The following is a 16935-nucleotide window of genomic DNA, read 5'->3' on the forward strand; positions in this document are numbered from 1 at the left end:
AGGAACAGGCTAACCGGAGCGCTTTTCAAAGGGATATTTTAAATTGCACGGCATAAAAAAGAAGATTCGGAGTCAATCCGAACCTTCGAGGTAATTATTTGCGTTTTATGGTGATATCATCATTTTCGATGACTGCTTTCAATTCAATCGCATCTGGTTCTTCAAGAATGAAGTCCGCGATGGAATCCTCAAGCTGTTCTTGAATGGAGCGGCGCAGAGGGCGTGCACCAAATGCTGGATGGTATCCCAGCTCAGCAAGCTTTTCCTTCACTTCAGCTTCGACTTCAAGGCTGATGTTCTGCTCTGAAAGTGTTTCCTTCAGTTCAGAAATCATCAAGTCAACGATTTGAAGAAGATGTTCTTTTTCAAGTGCCTTGAACTCGATGATGCTGTCAAAGCGGTTCAGGAATTCAGGCTTGAAGAAGCCACCCAGGGAGTCAAGGATACTTGATTCGTTGACAGCGGTGCTCTGGTCGAATCCTACCTTGATTGTTTTATGTCCGACTCCAGCGTTGCTTGTCATGATGATGACAGTGTCCTTGAAGCTTACGGTGCGGCCCTGGCTGTCAGTCAGGCGTCCGTCTTCAAGAATCTGCAAGAACATATGCTGTACATCTGGGTGTGCTTTCTCAATTTCATCCAGCAGAATGATACTGTATGGATTTCTCCTTACCTTTTCGGTCAGCTGGCCGGCTTCATCATGGCCTACATAACCTGGAGGTGAACCAATCAGCTTGGAAACGCTGTGTTTTTCCATGTATTCACTCATATCAAGACGCACCATTGCATCTTTGGAGCCAAACAGTTCTTCTGCCAATGTTTTGGTCAGTTCTGTTTTACCGACACCTGTTGGGCCGACGAATAGGAAGGACCCAATCGGACGGTTTTTAGATTTCAGACCTGCACGGCTGCGGCGGATTGCTTTGGCTACTTTCTGTACAGCATCCTCCTGGCCGATGACCTTGCCATTAAGGTTTGCGACAAGATTCTTCATCCTGACTTGTTCGTCCTCCTGTAGTTTGCCCACTGGAATTCCAGTCTTCTTCTCAATGATTTCCTGGATATGCTGGATTGTGACAAAAGGACGTGCTGTGTTGCGATTTTCATTCAATGCCTTTTCAAGCTTGGTTTCCTCATCACGCAGCTTTGCAGCTGTTTCATAGTCCTCTTGCTTTAATGCCTCTTCCTTTTCCTTTACGATTTCAGCTAGGCGGCTTTCAGCATCATTTTTATTTGTGTAATCTGAAACTAGGTTAAGCTTTGACCCAGCTTCGTCCATTAAATCAATCGCTTTGTCAGGAAGGAAGCGATCCTGTATATAACGGTGTGAAAGCTGTACACATGCCTTAATTGTTTCTTCCGGGAAAGTGACCTGATGGAAATCTTCATACTTGGACTGAATTCCCTTCAGGATTTCGACAGCCTCATCCACTGTTGGTTCGAGGACATGAACTGGCTGGAAACGTCTTTCAAGCGCCGCATCTTTTTCGATTTGTCGATACTCCTTCAGTGTTGTTGCACCGACCACTTGAAGCTCACCGCGGGCTAGTGCTGGCTTCAGGATATTGCCTGCATCCATGGATCCTTCGGCAGATCCTGCTCCAACAAGCTGATGAATTTCATCGATGAACAGAATGATATTTTTGCGAGCCTGCAATTCAGAAATCAGCTGTTTCATTCTTTCCTCGAATTGCCCGCGAATACCTGTATTCGAAACCATTGACGCGACATCCAATAAATAAACTTCTTTGTTTTTCAGCTTATCCGGAACATCGCCTTCAACAATCTTAAGAGCGAGTCCTTCAGCGATGGCTGTTTTACCTACGCCAGGTTCCCCAATCAAAACAGGGTTATTTTTATTCCGTCTATTTAAGATTTCGATTACTCGTGTGACTTCTTCGTCTCGTCCAATCACCGGGTCAATCAAGCCGGTCTTGGCGATTTGGGTCAAGTTCCTGCCATATTGGTCAATAAAGCCATTTCCTCCGCCGGCTGTTTTTGTAGCTGCCGCTGGATTATGGTTCTGGTCTGGATTATTCATGTTGCCTGGAAACTGTTTGAATATATCATTGAAAGGCGAGCCTCCAAAACCGGAAAAACCGGACATTTGGCTGCCAAAGGAAGCACCTAATTTTTCTTTTTCTGTTTTGTAGCAATCTTCGCAGAGCATTAAATGCTTCTGATTACCGTTTAAATTGACTCTTAACTGAATATTGGCGTGTTTCTCGTGGCAATTTTGGCAAAGCATTTAAATTCCTCCTTCAAAAATTCATTTCTATATTTATTGATCAAATATAGTTTTTTGACTTTGACTATCTTTGATCAATTTAACCTTATTATACTTTGACCTTTTTTGACTTTCAAGATATTTGTTTGTGGAAATTTTTGGTTGATGTTTTGTCAAAGCAACTATTTAAAAAAGCTCGTCATGGTTTGTCTATCCATACATATATTGAGAAGGAGGGAGGGGAACGCTTTGAAGACAAATTGGGGTGCTGCCTTTCAAATCGCTGCTGTTTATGTCGGTACTGTTGTGGGCGCCGGCTTTGCGACAGGGAGGGAAATCGTCGAATTCTTTTCCCGCTTTGGACTTTTTGGATTGATTGGTGTTTTCATGGCGGGATATATTCTTACATATATGGGTGCAAAATTGATGCGTATCGCAGCGGCAATCGGCGCCCGTTCATATGAAGAAATGAATGTACATTTGTTCGGGAAATTTTTTGGTGGAATCATCAATGTTTTGATGCTATTTATGCTGCTTGGAGTTTGTGCTGTAATGTTATCGGGTGCAGGGGCCGTTTTTGAGGAGCAGCTAGGATTGACCAAATCATTGGGGATCTTTATCACCATAGCACTGTCACTTGCCGTCATGGTTGTCGGGTTAAAGGGCGTCTTCGCTGTGAACACTTTTGTCGTGCCGATGATGATCTTGTTCAGTCTTATCTTATTCTTCCTGTCAGTTAAATTGCCAGGATTCATTGAACAGGTTGTTTTTATTCCATATGCAGAGGATGGCTGGAAGGCTGTGATCGGACCATTTTCATATACAGCTCTGAACCTGTCACTTGCCCAGGCAGTCCTCGTTCCTGTGGCAGCAGAAATCAAAGATGATAATACTGTAAAATGGGGTGGAATCCTGGGAGGCATTGCGCTGACCTTGATTTTGTTATCAAGCCATTTGACTTTAATCATGCTCCCTGGATTCGAAACATTTGAGATCCCGATGGCTGTAGTCATGAAACAGCTTGCAGCAGGTCTTTACTGGATTTTTGTCCTGATCGTATATGGAGAAATCTTTACTTCAGTAATCGGCAATATTTTTGGCCTGGAAAGGCAGATCCAAAAGTATATCAGGGTGCCAAGCCTTCTCGTCGTTTCACTGCTCTTTGTCATTTGTTATTTCATCAGCCTGATCGATTATGGGACGCTTCTTTCAGTCTTGTACCCGGTCTTTGGCTATATCAGTCTGATATTTATAGTCTTGTTATGGATGAAACCGGTCCATGTGGATAAATGAAAAAAGAAGGGGGCAGCCCCTTCTTTTTCATTTATTTATTTATTTTCTTTCATAATTGTCTGGGCCATTTCCAGGAATGCACTTCGGTGGTCAGCACCATCTTTTGTGAACAAAGTCAGCTTTAATGGTTGTACTTCATCTTTTATTATATAAGTAGTTACGATATCTGATCCGCTTTGAGTTTCCATTGCCCATGCATTGTTGAAGAATGGGTCTTCAGGTGTTTGCACCTCTTTTACTTCAGGACCGACAGCAGCAAGCTGGGCTTTTGAATTTTCTTCGACTAACGACCACTCTGCATCAGCTGGCAGTAGTTCAATCCGCATGAATACACTGTCGTCTTCAGTCCACATTAGCACATCTTTGTTTGGTTCCTCTGCTGTCAATTCATATTCCGGCAAAACGTACATGGAGTAGTTTTGATTATCATTGTATTTCAGGAAAGCAGTCTGTTCCTTTTGTTCACCGCCCACGGTATAGGAAATGTTTTGCTCCATGATCCGGATCAAGCCCTCTTCGTTATTTTCTTCCTGGTGGTTCTCTTCATTTTTTTCAGGAGCAGCAGCCGGCTGTGCTGCTGGTGCCTTGTCTGTGGACTTTGATTCTTCGGCAGAGCCGCAGCCTGCAATGATTATTGATGATAGTCCGATAAGTGCTAAAGGTTTTAAAAGCTTATTCATGTCTGTTTACCCCCTGATATTTCGTATGATGATGATTTCTACATTTTTAGACGGAATGGAATGACGAAAGTTACAATTTTTGTCGCATTTACAAAATATCATGGACGGGCGGATTGGACAATAATGAAAATGACCCATAGCCGTAAGTGGCATGGGTCATTGTCAAGGTAAAACCTTTTGTTTTTTCCTAGTTAAGTGGAAGAAAAACAAATAGTAATAAATCAAATACGATATGTGAGACGATTACAAGAGGCATACTCCGTTTCCATGCGTATAAAGCACTCCACGCCATTCCAGCAATGATTGCCGCTAAAACCAGGATGAACTCACCGGAATAGAGGTGGACAGAAGCATATAATAAAACGGAAAGACTAATCGACAATTTCACATTAAAGTATTGGCTGAGCCGTTTTTGAATGAATCCTCGCCAAAATATTTCTTCGCCGGGAGCAATGATTAACACCAGGACAAGATAATGCCAGAATAAGTCAGGTGAATATCTGCTGTACAGACGGGAAATTTGATTAGCGAAGGGCAAGTTGAGTAGATCGATCAGGAAGCTCCCAAGCCAGAAGAGACCAAATAAACCGAGTCCGGAAGCAACTCCTAGCGTTAAATAAGATATAGTCGGAGTATCGTCTTCGATTTCTTCGTGTATAATCGAATAACTGATCATAACCAGCATTGAAGCTGTGAATATATACCAGAATACGTTTTTATCCTCGAAGGTAAAAAACATTAGAAGATGCGCGATCAAAACACCAATGATTAATCTGCGATCCGCCATCCAATTCCTCATTTTTAAAAAAACCCCTTTCCAGAAACAAAATTTATTGTACCAAATAATTCATTGAATTTGTAAGGAAATGATTTCTTCCAGTTTGGGAATAGTAATGAGGAACCACAATTGAATGGAGGGAAGACCATGTCAGAATCAAAGCGCGAACAAGAACGCAATTGGACTGTCCGCAAGCAGGATCAGCATCCGCACGGAAAAGTAAAATCCTTTAAAGAGCTTGCCGGGAAGGAAAATAAAAGCTAAAACAAGAAAAAGCAGCTCAGGCTGCTTTTCCCCTTACTATATTAGTAGGCTGCTTCTTTAACAATTTTATAGTTTTTATGATTGATGACAGTACGTTGATCGAGTTCCAGATCCCTGAAATTGTTCATATATGTCAAATCAACAATTACTGAGTTCTCATTTACCTTCTCTACAACACCTTGCAGACCTTCTTTGAATTCGATTACATTTCCAACTTCGGCTTTCTTCAAATAAACTCGCTCCTTCGTTATATTTCGAATTACTAACATTTTGCCTTAATTTTTAACTTGCGTAAAGGAAAATTCGCATTAAATTTGAATGTTCACGAAATTTTCATTTTATAAAAGTTAGAAAATTCAATTTATATAACCTATTATATAAAATAATTACATTTCCATCCAGAAAAAAATGATAATGTTATCCTTTTCATTCCCATAGGCTCTTTTTTGTAAACTTTGTTGCTTTGCAACCTTTAGGCTTTTCTGGAACATGGACGAACAACATCATTAAAATGAAAATAGTCCCATTATACCCCATTATACATAACCAGAAACATGGCCAAAGGAATTTGCAAATTCATCACCAGACGATAAAATAGTCATAGTATAAGAAACTTGAGGTGGTTGAGTTGGATAAAGAACAGGCTATTAGGATGCTGGAAAGCTTGAAAAATAAAGAAGTAGAAGAAATCTTCGTCGCGAAACAAGATTTTATGGAATTTCGCGAATATCTGGTGAAAAGAGAGGATTTCAAACATTTCAGGGGAATCGCTCAAAGAGGCGGAGATGTAATCTTTACATATATGGATGAGGCCAGAAGTTAAATGAAGAAAATGACTTTTCAGTCCAAGTTTTGCTATCCCTATTAGTGGAATAGTAGTAAAATATTAACACAGACTGGTGAGGTGAGCGCGTATGGGAACCTATTGCCCGGAAAGGTTAATGACAGAAATCGAACAAAAACGGAAAGAAATGATTTCAGCCGCGAAGGAAACAGGTTTTCTAAGCGTTCAGACCATATTAGCAAGCCAGGAGCTGGCCAAGCTATTAAATGTAGTTCAGGAAGAACAGTTCATTTCAGCAAAATAAATCTGTCGGGAGCACTTTTTAAAGTGCTCCTTTTCATTTGGATAAAATTGGTTGAAAATTCACATTTTTATTGACAGATGGTAAACTTTCTATAAGAAATAGTAAAAATAGAAAACACAATAGGGGGAAATTGAATGGAAGTGGCAAATAAACTGGAGCAGTTAAAAATAGAAATAGGCAGAAATGTGGTAGGCAGAGATGACGAAATAGAGATGATGATGATTGCCCTTCTGAGTAATGGCCATATTCTCATGGAAAGTGTGCCTGGGACGGGGAAAACATTACTTGCTAAAACATTTGCATGTACAATAAGCGGACAGTTCTCCAGAATTCAGTTTACACCTGATGTCTTGCCTAGTGATATTACAGGTATTCAGTTTTTTAATCCTAAGCTTCAGGAGTTCGAATTAAAACCAGGTCCAATTGTCACCAATATCCTTCTGGCAGATGAAATCAATCGCGCCACACCTAGGACACAGTCAAGCCTGCTGGAAGCGATGGAAGAACACCAAGTTACAATAGACGGCCACACGATTCCCTTGAAATTTCCTTTCCTTGTAATCGCGACCCAAAATCCTGTGGAATCACAGCAGGGGACATTCCAGCTTCCGGTTGCACAGATGGACCGCTTCTTTATTAAGTTATCCCTCCGGTATCCAGAAATAAATGAAGAGAGGGAAATGATCAAGAAACATAGGTTTGGAACATCAGCGAAGGAAGTCAAACCGGTTATGAATGAAGAGGATATCAATTCATTGAAGCAGGAAATCATGAATGTGAAGTTAACTGAGGTTGTCGAAGATTATTTATTGCAAATCGTACGGAAAACTAGGAACCATTCTTCAATCGAATTAGGTATCAGTCCTAGGGGGACGCTTGCATTAGTAAAGGCTGCCCAAGGAAGAGCCCTGATTAAGGGGCGGAAATATGTAGTGCCGAATGATGTCAAAGAGATGGCTCCCTTCGTATTGGGGCACAGAATATATTTATCTGCAGAAGCATCGCTGACCATGACCCCGGAAAAAGTACTTGAAGAATTGCTGGAATCCATTCCTCTCCCTGTTGAAGTTGAGGTTTAAGCACATGCAATGGAAAAAAATCGTCATTGAGGACCGTTTTCTATCCATATTGGCTTTTCTCGCGCTTCTATTACTGATCGCAAGCTTTTACATAAATTCCTGGCTGATGTTTGGAGTCGGCCTGATGGTCCTATTCATCGCAGGAGGCAATTCCTATTATCTGAAACATATAGGAGAAGGCTTGTTCTTTGATAATGATCGGAAGCGGAATCGCTTTTTTATCGGGGATAAAGGCGAGTGGAGTCTTCAATTCCAAAATCAAGGACTTCCAATCATGAAAGGGAATCTCTCTATTTATTTTGATAGTGCGGTTGTCCCTGTAGCGGGCGAGTATCATATCCATTCGTCAAGGGTCGATGTAAGCCTGCCGTTTTCGGTTGGACAGCGAGAAAGAATTACTGTTAATGTTCCATTTGCCGCAGAAAAGCGAGGATTATCAAAAATAAGGAAAATGGAGATTCATATCCCGCATTTCTTTGGTTTTGGAGATACAATTCTTGAGTTCTCTGACGTGATTAATATCGAGGCACTCGTCTATCCAAAAACTATTTCGGTGAAAAACATGGATAAGCATAAGTCAGTTAAGCCAGGCCAGAATCCTTCATCCTTTTCACTGTTTGAAGACAATATGGGACCAATTGGTACAAGGGATTATCTGCCGACAGACAGCTTCAACAGAATCAATTGGAAAGCCAGTGCTAGGAAGATGATCCTGCAGACGAAAGAATATGAACGAATTAATGAAGCAGGTGCTGTATTGTTCATCAATATTTCAGATGGTTATTCAGTTACTGGGAAGCTGGAATTTTTGATGAGCAGCACAGCGGATATGGCTTACTTCTTTAACCGAAGGAATATTCCATTCTCGCTCTGCATGAATATCAGGTCTGCTGGATTCACGCCGTTTACTTATCTGCCATTAGGGTCTGGCAAGGATCATCTGCAAAAACTTCTTGACCTTCTGGCTATTGCCGATTTTCATTCACCAACGATCCCGTACGAGCAGATGCTTTATTTTTACAAGCGGCATTTGCCTGTAGCGCCGACCATGATCCATGCAGGAATCCGGACAAGAGCAGCAGATGCCTATATCCAGGAATGGGCAAATGCAAGTGTCCAGTTACTCGAGCTGAACACAGATAAGGAACATGCAGTATTGGAGCCGATGAAAATTATTCTGAAGGATGTGGCGGGTAAATGAAGAGCCGTGTCTTAAATGTATTTTTTCGCTTTTTTATAGAGTGGACTTTTGTAAGCCTCATTCTGGTGTTATTTCACTTACTATCTTCACAACGAATGCCATTGTATTCAACGATGATCCTGGCCGCTGCAGCTTCCGTTCTTTTCGTATTTGTATTGGAGTTGAAGCCGCAGCTTGCGAAGCCTATATATTTACTTGCAATCATGCCCCTTCTTTTTGTTGCAGGCAACTTGAGCAATCTGGGAAACTTTTATACAGGGGTTATGGCGTTATTTCTTTTTTGGAGAGTACTTAAGTTCCATCAGGATTCAACGAGCCATTCAGAAAGTGTATGGCTTGTCCTCACCTTTCTGATAGGGATATTTGTATCCCCGCTTGCTTATTTTTATGGCGGTTCATATTTAATTCAAATTGTCTTCCTTCTAATCTTTCAGTTGCTCTTTATCCTGTCAGGTCAATTTTTACTGAAGTGGATTGATGTCGAACTTGCCTCGAAAAAGAGATTTGCAGTTACCTACTCGAAGCTGCTGGGGATGATTTTTCTTCTTGTTGCTGTATTAACTTTCGGAAGAGGAATATTAAAAGAATTTTTCTTTTTTGTACTGCAATTGGTTGGGTGGACGCTTTCCATGCTGCTGTATCCCTTTTTTGCCTGGATTGGTTCTGCGGATATGCAGGCCAGAGCCAACAAAGTATTTTCTGAGAATTTGCCCAATATGGAAAATGAAACATCAATTAAGCAGGCCAAGCAGGTTTTCGACCCGGATTTTTGGGGACCTATTCTTTTCGCTACCCTGATTGGCATTGGATTTTATTTCATTTATAAAAAGACCAGTCTTTTCAGCACGCTGAAGGAGGAAGAAGCGTCAGAAGCAGGATTTATCACGATTGCCCAAATCGAAGGGGGAGCAAATAGTAGTGAATTTACAGGAAGGCAGAGATCGGCACCTGAAAATTATATAAGGAAGGAAGTTTTCCAGCTTGAAAAATATGCTCATAAAAAGCAACTAGGCAGGCTAACCCATGAAGATGTCAAAGAATGGTTCGACAGACTCGAGATACAATATGACCCACGGACAATCCAGAAGTATGAAAGAGTTAGGTATGGTGACCATCTGGACGAAATATCGAATGGCTGGTTCAAAGACGAAATAAAGAAGATAAAAAAGCAAATTATTGCACTGGAAAAATTAAAAAAGGATGAGAACAAAAAAAGTTTGAAGGAAAACTTTAAACACCTTTTCAGACGGTAAAAAACTTTTTGTCACAATTTCGTTAAAATGAAAACGTTTTACTGAAAAAAATGCTCTAAACCTTTAAAAATCAAGGTTTTTTCATTGTCTATGCCTATGCAACATGCTATTCTTTTGTGTGGGATGCCAATCCAAATTTCTGAGGAAATGATTGGAAACAATATATGGTGTGAAAGAACAATACAAATGGGTAAAATACAAATATCATTTTGGCTAGGCCTGAGTCTTGACCTTTCGCTGAATTGAACCATTTAGTTTGGAAAGGCATCATGTATAGTCATCTTAATCAACTATTTAAAAGGAGACTGATATAATATGGTACAAAAACAATTCAAGGTTGTTGCTGAAACAGGAATCCACGCACGCCCTGCTACAATGCTGGTACAGGCGGCAAGCAAGTTCGATTCAGAAGTACACTTAGAATATAAAGAAAAAAAGGTTAACCTTAAGTCAATCATGGGTGTAATGTCATTAGGTATCGGCCAGGGAGCTGAAATCACGATCATCGCTGAAGGAAGCGACGAGCAAGATGCTCTTAATACACTAGAAGAAACTTTGAAAAAAGAAGGTTTAGCTGAATAATGGGCTTTCTTCAAGGTATTGCAGCTTCAAACGGCATTGCGATCGCGAAAGCCTATAAGCTTGTAGAACCGGATTTTTCTTTTGAAAAAAAGACAATCGATGCTCCTGCTGAAGAAATTGCTCGTTTCCAATCAGCGCTTCAGACAGCGAAAGCTGAGCTTGAAAAAATCCGCGACCACGCTGGCACTGCTTTAGGAGCCGATAAAGCAGCCATTTTTGATGCTCATCTTCTAGTATTAAGCGATCCAGAATTGATTTCACCCATCGAAGATAAAATCAAGACTGAAAATGTCAATGCAGAGCATGCATTAAAAGAAACGGCAGATATGTTCATTGGCATGTTCGAGTCAATGGACAATGAATATATGAAAGAACGAGCTGCAGATATCCGCGACGTAACAAAACGGGTATTAGCTCACCTGCTTGGAATCCAGATTCCTAATCCTAGCATGATTGCTGAAGAAGTGGTCATCGTGGCTGAGGACCTGACTCCTTCAGATACTGCTCAATTGAATCGCGAGTTTGTCAAAGGCTTTACTACGAATATCGGCGGCCGGACTTCACACTCTGCGATCATGGCTCGTTCCATGGAAATTCCTGCAGTTGTAGGCACAAAGGCTGCAACAGAAGAGATCAACAATGGGGATATTGTCGTTGTTGATGGTTTGAAAGGCGAAGTTCATTTCAATCCTACTCCTGAAGTGCTTGAAGCTTATAAGAAGATTCAGGAAGATTTCGAAAAACAAAAAGCCGAGTGGGCTAAACTAGTCAATGAAAAGTCTGTGACGGCTGATGGCCATCATGTTGAACTTGCAGCTAATATCGGTACACCTAAGGATTTGAAAGGTGTAGTTGAAAATGGCGGCGAGGGTGTAGGTCTTTACCGTACAGAGTTCCTTTACATGGACAGGGACCAGCTTCCTACTGAAGAGGAACAATATACAGCATATAAAGCTGTGCTTGAAGGTATGGAAGGAAAGCCGGTTGTTGTTCGTACATTGGACATCGGAGGCGACAAAGAACTTCCATACTTGAACTTGCCGAAAGAAATGAATCCTTTCCTTGGTTTCAGGGCGATTCGCCTTTGCCTTGAAGAAGTGGATATTTTCCGTACACAACTCCGCGCGCTATTGCGAGCTAGTGTCCATGGCAATCTGAAAGTGATGTTCCCGATGATCGCTACTCTGAACGAGTTCAGGGAAGCGAAAGCAATGCTTGAAGAAGAAAGAGCAAAATTGGTTCAGGAAGGCGTCGAGGTTGCTGAACATATCGAGCTCGGCATCATGGTGGAGATTCCTTCAACTGCTGTCCTTGCAGACCAGTTTGCGAAGGAAGTCGACTTCTTCAGCATCGGGACAAACGATTTAATTCAATACACGATGGCAGCCGACAGGATGAACCAGCAAGTATCATACCTGTACCAGCCATATAACCCATCAATCCTTCGTCTTGTAAAGATGGTCATTGATGCCGCTCATAAAGAAGGTAAATGGGCTGGAATGTGCGGTGAAATGGCCGGTGATGAAACAGCGATTCCAATCCTGCTTGGCCTTGGCCTTGATGAGTTCTCAATGAGTGCCTCTTCGATTCTGAAAGCACGCTCATTGATCAGGAACCTGAACAAAGCCGATATGGAAAAGCTCGCTTCTGAGGTCTTGAACATGAGCACCACAGAAGAAGTTGTTGAAGCAGTAAACCAGGCAATTTCTTTGTAACATAACTGTAATATAAAAAATGTTTTAACCCATATAGGGCGGGTATAGATGAGTAAGCACTTTGGTTAGACTGAAAGTAAGCTAATCATTCTCATTTTCCCCCAGATTTGGCCGGCTGTTAATCAGCCGGCATTTTTTTTGTTAAAAGCTATGCTGCAGGACATAAGAAAGAGCAACTTCAGACAGGTTTGAAGGAAAAAGCAGAAAAGCGGTCAAAAGAAGGATCAACTTCAGACAGGTTCAGAGGAAAAAGCAGAAAAGCTGTCAAAAGAAAGGTCAACTTCAGACAGGTTTGAAGGAAAAAGCAGAAAAGCTGTCAGAAGAAGGGCCAACTTCAGACAGGTTCAGAGGAAAAAGGAGAAAAGCTGTCAGAAGAAGGGCCAACTTCAGACAGGTTTGAAGGAAAAAGCAGAAAATCTGTCAGAAGAAGGGCCAACTTAAGACAGGTTCAGAGGAAAAAGGAGAAAAGCTGTAAGAAGAAAGGCCAACTTAAGACAGGTTCAGAGGAAAAAGGAGAAAAGCTGTCAAAAGAAGGATCAACTTCCGACAGGTTCAGAGGAAAAAGCAGAAAAGCTGTCAAAAGAAAGGTCAACTTCCGACAGGTTCAGAGGAAAAAGCAGAAAAGCTGTCAAAAGAAGGAGCAACTTCAGACAGGTTTGAAGGAAAAAACAGAAAAGCTGTCAGAAGAAGGGCCAACTTAAGACAGGTTCAGAGGAAAAAGGAGAAAAGCTGTCAAAAGAAAGAGCAACTTCAGACAGGTTTGTAGGAAAAAGCAGAAAACCAGTTCATAAAGTACCGATTAATTCCCCCAAAAAAGGCTGTACAAGTAAAAAAACTGCCAAAACATGCAGCTTCTAAACTTTAAAAGGATTCTTCCATTCCATCAACATCCCATAATTCAACGACTCTTCGTCTTCTAGATAATTTGCTACGGGTTTAACTGGTGTACGGCCACAGCGCAGCAAAAAGGAAACGACGGGGTCCTTCAAATCTCCTTTCAGCACCTTTTCTGCATACTGGTTTATGGACATGTCGGCAGAGTGCTGGTGGTATCCTGGCATCCGGCCGCCACCCAAGAGTCTATCAAGACCCAGATGGACGACTGTCTCATACATAGCTTGCATCATCCATTTTCCAAGACCGAGTTTACGATAAGCGGGGCTTATGCAAATATCGACAATATAGAGGGTGTTGCCTTCTGGATCATGATTCCGTATGTAGCCATTGTCAGTTATTTCTGCCCAAGGATGATCTTCATCACCTTTTGCCAACTGAACAACGAGGCCAGTTATGGAACCAGCAATTCTGCCTTCAATTTCTACACAAAGTGCACCTTCCGGAAATAAAGTGATATGGTTGGTCAGCTGTTCGCCATTCCACAAAAGTTCTTCTGGAAAAGGAGGAGGAAAGGCTTCCTTTTGTACTCTGATCAATTGGTCAAAATCATCTTTTGTATAATTACGGATGGTTGCTTTTATTGGTTTGTTGCTGTCAAATACATAAAGCTCTTTATAAAACATATCTGCACCTCTATCAATAGTATAGACATAGTATAGGTAGATATTTGTCTCAAGGTCAAATTGAACAATCCGCAGTTTTTACATTTTATTAATGTTTACCTGTTAAGCTAAACAAAAACCGATGTTTTTAGGTTTGGATTTGCCGCTGTCAGGGTACACTAATATTGCGCATAAAATGGTAGATCGCTCTGGAGGCCGAGAAGTAAATTCTCGGCCTTTTGCTGTTTCTAATGTTAAAATATATCTAAAATACATAAGGGAAGAGGGAGTCATATGCTGTCTAAGGAAGATACGGTCATTGGTTTCATTGGTACTGGAGTTATGGGGAAGAGTATGGCAAGGCATTTGCTTGAGGCGGGCTATCAGCTCACTGTCTATACTAGAACGAAGGAAAAGGCAGATGATTTGCTGGAAAAAGGAGCTGTTTGGTCAGATTCACCACGTGACATGGCTCAGAAGGCAGATGTCATTTTTACAATTGTCGGATATCCTTCAGACGTGGAGGAAATTTATCTGGGTGAGGACGGACTTATTGCCAATGCGAAGCAGGGCAGTTATTTGATTGATATGACGACTTCGACTCCGTCCCTGGCACAAAGAATTTACAATCAAGCAAAAGATAAAGGCATTCACGCAATTGATGCCCCTGTTTCGGGAGGGGATATTGGTGCCCGTGAAGCAAAGCTCGCAATCATGGCAGGCGGTGATGATGAAGCTTTTCTTCAGGTAGAACCTCTCCTCAATATCCTTGGAACCAATATTGTTCATCAGGGTGGGGCTGGTGCCGGGCAGCACACGAAGATGTGCAACCAAATCTCGATTGCCTCCAATATGATCGGTGTATGCGAAGCGGTTATTTATGCTGAAAAAGCAGGTCTGGATCCGGAAACCGTTTTAAAAAGCATTTCGACGGGAGCTGCAGGCAGCTGGTCGCTCTCTAATCTGGCACCGAGGATGATCGACGGTAATTTTGAACCAGGCTTTTACATCAAGCACTTTATCAAGGATATGAAAATCGCCTTGGATGAAGCAACGCGGATGGATATAGAAGTGCCTGGCCTGTCGCTTGCCTTATCATTATATGAACAGCTTGCGGAAAAAGGCGAAGAAAACAGCGGCACACAGGCGCTGTATAAGTACTGGAAACAATCATAATATTTGCTAGTCATAGACCCCTCCTTGGGTAAAGATAATAAACCTAAAGGAGGGGATATCTATGGCTAAAAGGACGAAAAAGAACGACCCGCAGCAAAAGAACAAAAAAGGGTTTGATTCTGCTGTAATTGATTCTGAGTTCTCACATGAGATTGGCAGTGCAGCGACAAATAAGATTCACAAGGATAAAGCGAAAAAAGAGAAAGCACCAAAGAATAACGGGAAATACAAGGGTTAATAACACTCTCCAACGTGATTCCAAAACAAAAAGCCGTTCCAGTGCAGGAACGGCCTTCCTCTTAATTTAAATACCTTTCCAACCGGTCAAGTCCTTCTTTTAGCGTGTCCATTGAGTAAGCATATGAAAGGCGGAAATAACCTTCTCCAAATTCAGAGAATGCACTCCCTGGAACGACTGCCAATTTAGCTTCATTGACCAAATCCATGCAAAAATCGAATGATGAAATATTGTTGGCTGGGATTTTGATGAAGAAATAAAACGCGCCATCAGGCTTGATTACATCAAGTCCCATTGACTGCAGTCTGCTGAATACATAATCTCTTCTTGAAGCATATTCCTTTTTTAACGGCAATGCGTCATCGATTCCTGCTGTCAAAGCCTCTAAAGCAGCCATTTGCGAAATCGAAGTTGCACAGGTCACATTGTACTGATGCACTTTCAGGATATGCTGCGCAAGATATTCAGGCGCAAATAACATGCCAATCCGCCATCCGGTCATGGAGTGGGATTTAGATAGACCGTTGATGACAATTGTTTTTTCCTTGATTAACTGAGCAATGGAAATATGCTGCTGTTCATAAACAAGCTCACTATATATTTCATCTGCAAGTACAAAGATGTCCTTGTCCTCAAGCAGCTGAGCTATTTCCTTCAGTTCTTCTTCGTTCAAACTGACTCCTGTAGGGTTCGATGGATAGGGAAGGACAATACATCTTGTTTTATCAGTAATCAAACCTTCGATCAGCTGTGCAGTCATCTTGAATTGTGTATTTCTGATATCTGCATAGACGGGTTTGGCTCCGCATAGCTTGATGATTGGTTCATAGCCCGGGTAAACAGGACCTGGGATGATGACTTCACATCCTTCATCAAGAATGGTCCTGAAAGTGATATCGATAGCCTCGCTCGCGCCTACTGTGATAATCGCTTCGTGTTCGGCTGAATAATTTACGTTATATTTTTTTCGATAAAAATCAGCTGCTGCTTTTCTTAGCTGGATTAGTCCAGCATTATGGGTGTATGTAGTGATGTTTTCATCTATTGCGTTCTTGCCCGCTTCTTTGACATGATCGGGTGTCGGAAAGTCAGGCTGGCCTATAGTCAGGGACACCATGCCTTCAACATCTGCCACCATATTGAAGAATTTCCTGATTCCCGAAATTTCAATACTCTTTACTCTATCGTTAATTAAATGTTCCACTTCTTTCATCCCTCCGATTGAATATCACTATTTTACCATGACGAACTTCAAAGGTGTAAAAATCGTCGCCATAAACAAAAAGGTAAATTCATTTAAGAGTAGAATATTATTAATGTAGTAACCAAAAGGAGTGGTTTGATTGAAATTGGAAGAAATAAAAGCACATTATAAAGAATTTGATGGATGGATTCATTCATTGAAAGCACTAACGGACGCTGAGTGGAATATGCCTCTGGGAGAGGGGAAGTGGTCTGTTGCAGCGGTTGTATCACATTTGCTTCTCTGGGACCAATACTCATTAAAAGAAAGATTCCCTTATTTCAAAGAGGGAGCCGAGCTGCCTTCGTTTCCTGATTTTCAAAGTGTCAACGAACGTGCAAGAGAGTACGCCGAAAATACTGGTTCAAAGGAAGAAATCCTTGATGGACTTCTTGCCGTCCGCGCAGAATTTCATAGGATGCTTGATGGGATGGACAATGAAAAGTTGGCTGTGTCATTCAAAATATCTGATCACCACTTGACGGTCGGTACATATATCAAGGATTTTATCGAGCACGACATTCATCATCAACAGCAGGTCAACCAGGCATTAGGCAAGACACTGGTGTAATATACAGAGCAAACCGAAGTTTCGGTTTGTTTTTTTTTGTTTGATAAT

The 16935-nt window shown here is 41.5% G+C and carries 18 protein-coding genes; 12 read left to right on the top strand and 6 right to left on the bottom strand.

The genetic code is table 11. The annotated features are described in order from the left end of the window. Window positions 1–94: 94 nt before the first annotated feature. Window positions 95–2248: an ATP-dependent Clp protease ATP-binding subunit gene (locus tag RH061_RS07250; RefSeq protein WP_311074997.1), complete on the bottom strand. Its 2154-nt coding sequence runs from the start codon at window positions 2246–2248 to the stop codon at window positions 95–97. 228 nt (window positions 2249–2476) lie between these two features. On the opposite strand from RH061_RS07250, the gene RH061_RS07255 reads away from it, so the two are divergent. Next, window positions 2477–3520 (top strand): YkvI family membrane protein, encoded by a 1044-nt coding sequence (locus RH061_RS07255; protein WP_311074998.1) that lies wholly within the window; start codon window positions 2477–2479, stop codon window positions 3518–3520. A gap of 35 nt (window positions 3521–3555) precedes the next feature. Here RH061_RS07255 and RH061_RS07260 read toward each other — a convergent pair whose 3' ends face one another. Continuing rightward, window positions 3556–4200, bottom strand: coding sequence for a hypothetical protein (locus RH061_RS07260; RefSeq protein ID WP_311075000.1), 645 nt, complete (start codon window positions 4198–4200; stop codon window positions 3556–3558). 187 nt (window positions 4201–4387) lie between these two features. Next, complete coding sequence (locus RH061_RS07265; protein ID WP_311075002.1) at window positions 4388–4987, bottom strand: CPBP family intramembrane glutamic endopeptidase; 600 nt, start codon at window positions 4985–4987, stop codon at window positions 4388–4390. Between the two features lie 138 nt (window positions 4988–5125). Here RH061_RS07265 and RH061_RS07270 point away from each other — a divergent pair, with 138 nt between their 5' ends. Then, a complete protein-coding gene (locus tag RH061_RS07270) occupies window positions 5126–5242 on the top strand; it encodes a DUF6254 family protein (protein WP_311075004.1) in 117 nt (38 codons plus the stop codon). 41 nt (window positions 5243–5283) lie between these two features. Here RH061_RS07270 and RH061_RS07275 read toward each other — a convergent pair whose 3' ends face one another. Then, on the bottom strand, window positions 5284–5472 hold the full coding sequence (locus RH061_RS07275) for a YkvS family protein (RefSeq protein ID WP_311075006.1): 189 nt from the start codon (window positions 5470–5472) through the stop codon (window positions 5284–5286). A 398-nt stretch (window positions 5473–5870) separates the two neighbouring features. Here RH061_RS07275 and RH061_RS07280 point away from each other — a divergent pair, with 398 nt between their 5' ends. The 7 genes from RH061_RS07280 to ptsP all read left to right on the top strand — a co-directional run bounded on the left by RH061_RS07280 (window position 5871) and on the right by ptsP (window position 12160). Then, window positions 5871–6065, top strand: a complete 195-nt coding sequence (locus RH061_RS07280; protein WP_311075008.1) for a hypothetical protein — start codon at window positions 5871–5873, stop codon at window positions 6063–6065. A 91-nt stretch (window positions 6066–6156) separates the two neighbouring features. Further along, a complete protein-coding gene (locus RH061_RS07285; RefSeq protein WP_311075009.1) occupies window positions 6157–6330 on the top strand; it encodes a Spo0E family sporulation regulatory protein-aspartic acid phosphatase in 174 nt (57 codons plus the stop codon). 134 nt (window positions 6331–6464) lie between these two features. After that, the gene (locus tag RH061_RS07290; protein WP_311075011.1) at window positions 6465–7409 is read left to right on the top strand and encodes an AAA family ATPase; all 945 of its coding nucleotides are present in this window, start codon (window positions 6465–6467) and stop codon (window positions 7407–7409) included. Between the two features lie 4 nt (window positions 7410–7413). Further along, complete coding sequence (locus RH061_RS07295; RefSeq protein ID WP_311075013.1) at window positions 7414–8610, top strand: DUF58 domain-containing protein; 1197 nt, start codon at window positions 7414–7416, stop codon at window positions 8608–8610. Continuing rightward, window positions 8607–9863, top strand: a complete 1257-nt coding sequence (locus RH061_RS07300) for a hypothetical protein (RefSeq protein WP_311075015.1) — start codon at window positions 8607–8609, stop codon at window positions 9861–9863. Before RH061_RS07295 ends, RH061_RS07300 begins: the two co-directional genes overlap by 4 nt. Before the next feature lie 315 nt (window positions 9864–10178). Beyond that, window positions 10179–10445 (top strand): phosphocarrier protein HPr, encoded by a 267-nt coding sequence (locus RH061_RS07305; protein WP_167831919.1) that lies wholly within the window; start codon window positions 10179–10181, stop codon window positions 10443–10445. Next, on the top strand, window positions 10445–12160 hold the full coding sequence (gene ptsP / locus RH061_RS07310) for a phosphoenolpyruvate--protein phosphotransferase (protein ID WP_311075017.1): 1716 nt from the start codon (window positions 10445–10447) through the stop codon (window positions 12158–12160). The genes RH061_RS07305 and ptsP overlap by 1 nt, the downstream gene beginning before the upstream one ends. 854 nt (window positions 12161–13014) lie before the next feature. Here ptsP and RH061_RS07315 read toward each other — a convergent pair. Continuing rightward, on the bottom strand, window positions 13015–13680 hold the full coding sequence (locus tag RH061_RS07315; protein ID WP_311075019.1) for a GNAT family N-acetyltransferase: 666 nt from the start codon (window positions 13678–13680) through the stop codon (window positions 13015–13017). Window positions 13681–13953: 273 nt separating this feature from the next. Between RH061_RS07315 and RH061_RS07320 the strand changes: the two genes are divergently transcribed. Then, window positions 13954–14835 (top strand): NAD(P)-dependent oxidoreductase, encoded by an 882-nt coding sequence (locus RH061_RS07320; protein ID WP_311075020.1) that lies wholly within the window; start codon window positions 13954–13956, stop codon window positions 14833–14835. A 61-nt stretch (window positions 14836–14896) separates the two neighbouring features. Beyond that, on the top strand, window positions 14897–15073 hold the full coding sequence (locus RH061_RS07325) for a hypothetical protein (RefSeq protein WP_167831916.1): 177 nt from the start codon (window positions 14897–14899) through the stop codon (window positions 15071–15073). Window positions 15074–15134: 61 nt separating this feature from the next. Here RH061_RS07325 and RH061_RS07330 read toward each other — a convergent pair whose 3' ends face one another. Then, window positions 15135–16277 (bottom strand): aminotransferase A, encoded by a 1143-nt coding sequence (locus RH061_RS07330; protein ID WP_311075021.1) that lies wholly within the window; start codon window positions 16275–16277, stop codon window positions 15135–15137. Between the two features lie 139 nt (window positions 16278–16416). Between RH061_RS07330 and RH061_RS07335 the strand changes: the two genes are divergently transcribed. After that, window positions 16417–16887 carry a DinB family protein gene (locus tag RH061_RS07335; RefSeq protein ID WP_311075023.1) on the top strand — a complete coding sequence of 157 codons (471 nt, stop codon included), beginning with the start codon at window positions 16417–16419 and terminating at the stop codon, window positions 16885–16887. The last annotated feature ends 48 nt before the right edge of the window (window positions 16888–16935 follow it).

This window comes from Mesobacillus jeotgali, from assembly GCF_031759225.1.
GTDB classification, from domain to species: Bacteria; Bacillota; Bacilli; order Bacillales; family Cytobacillaceae; genus Mesobacillus; species Mesobacillus jeotgali_B.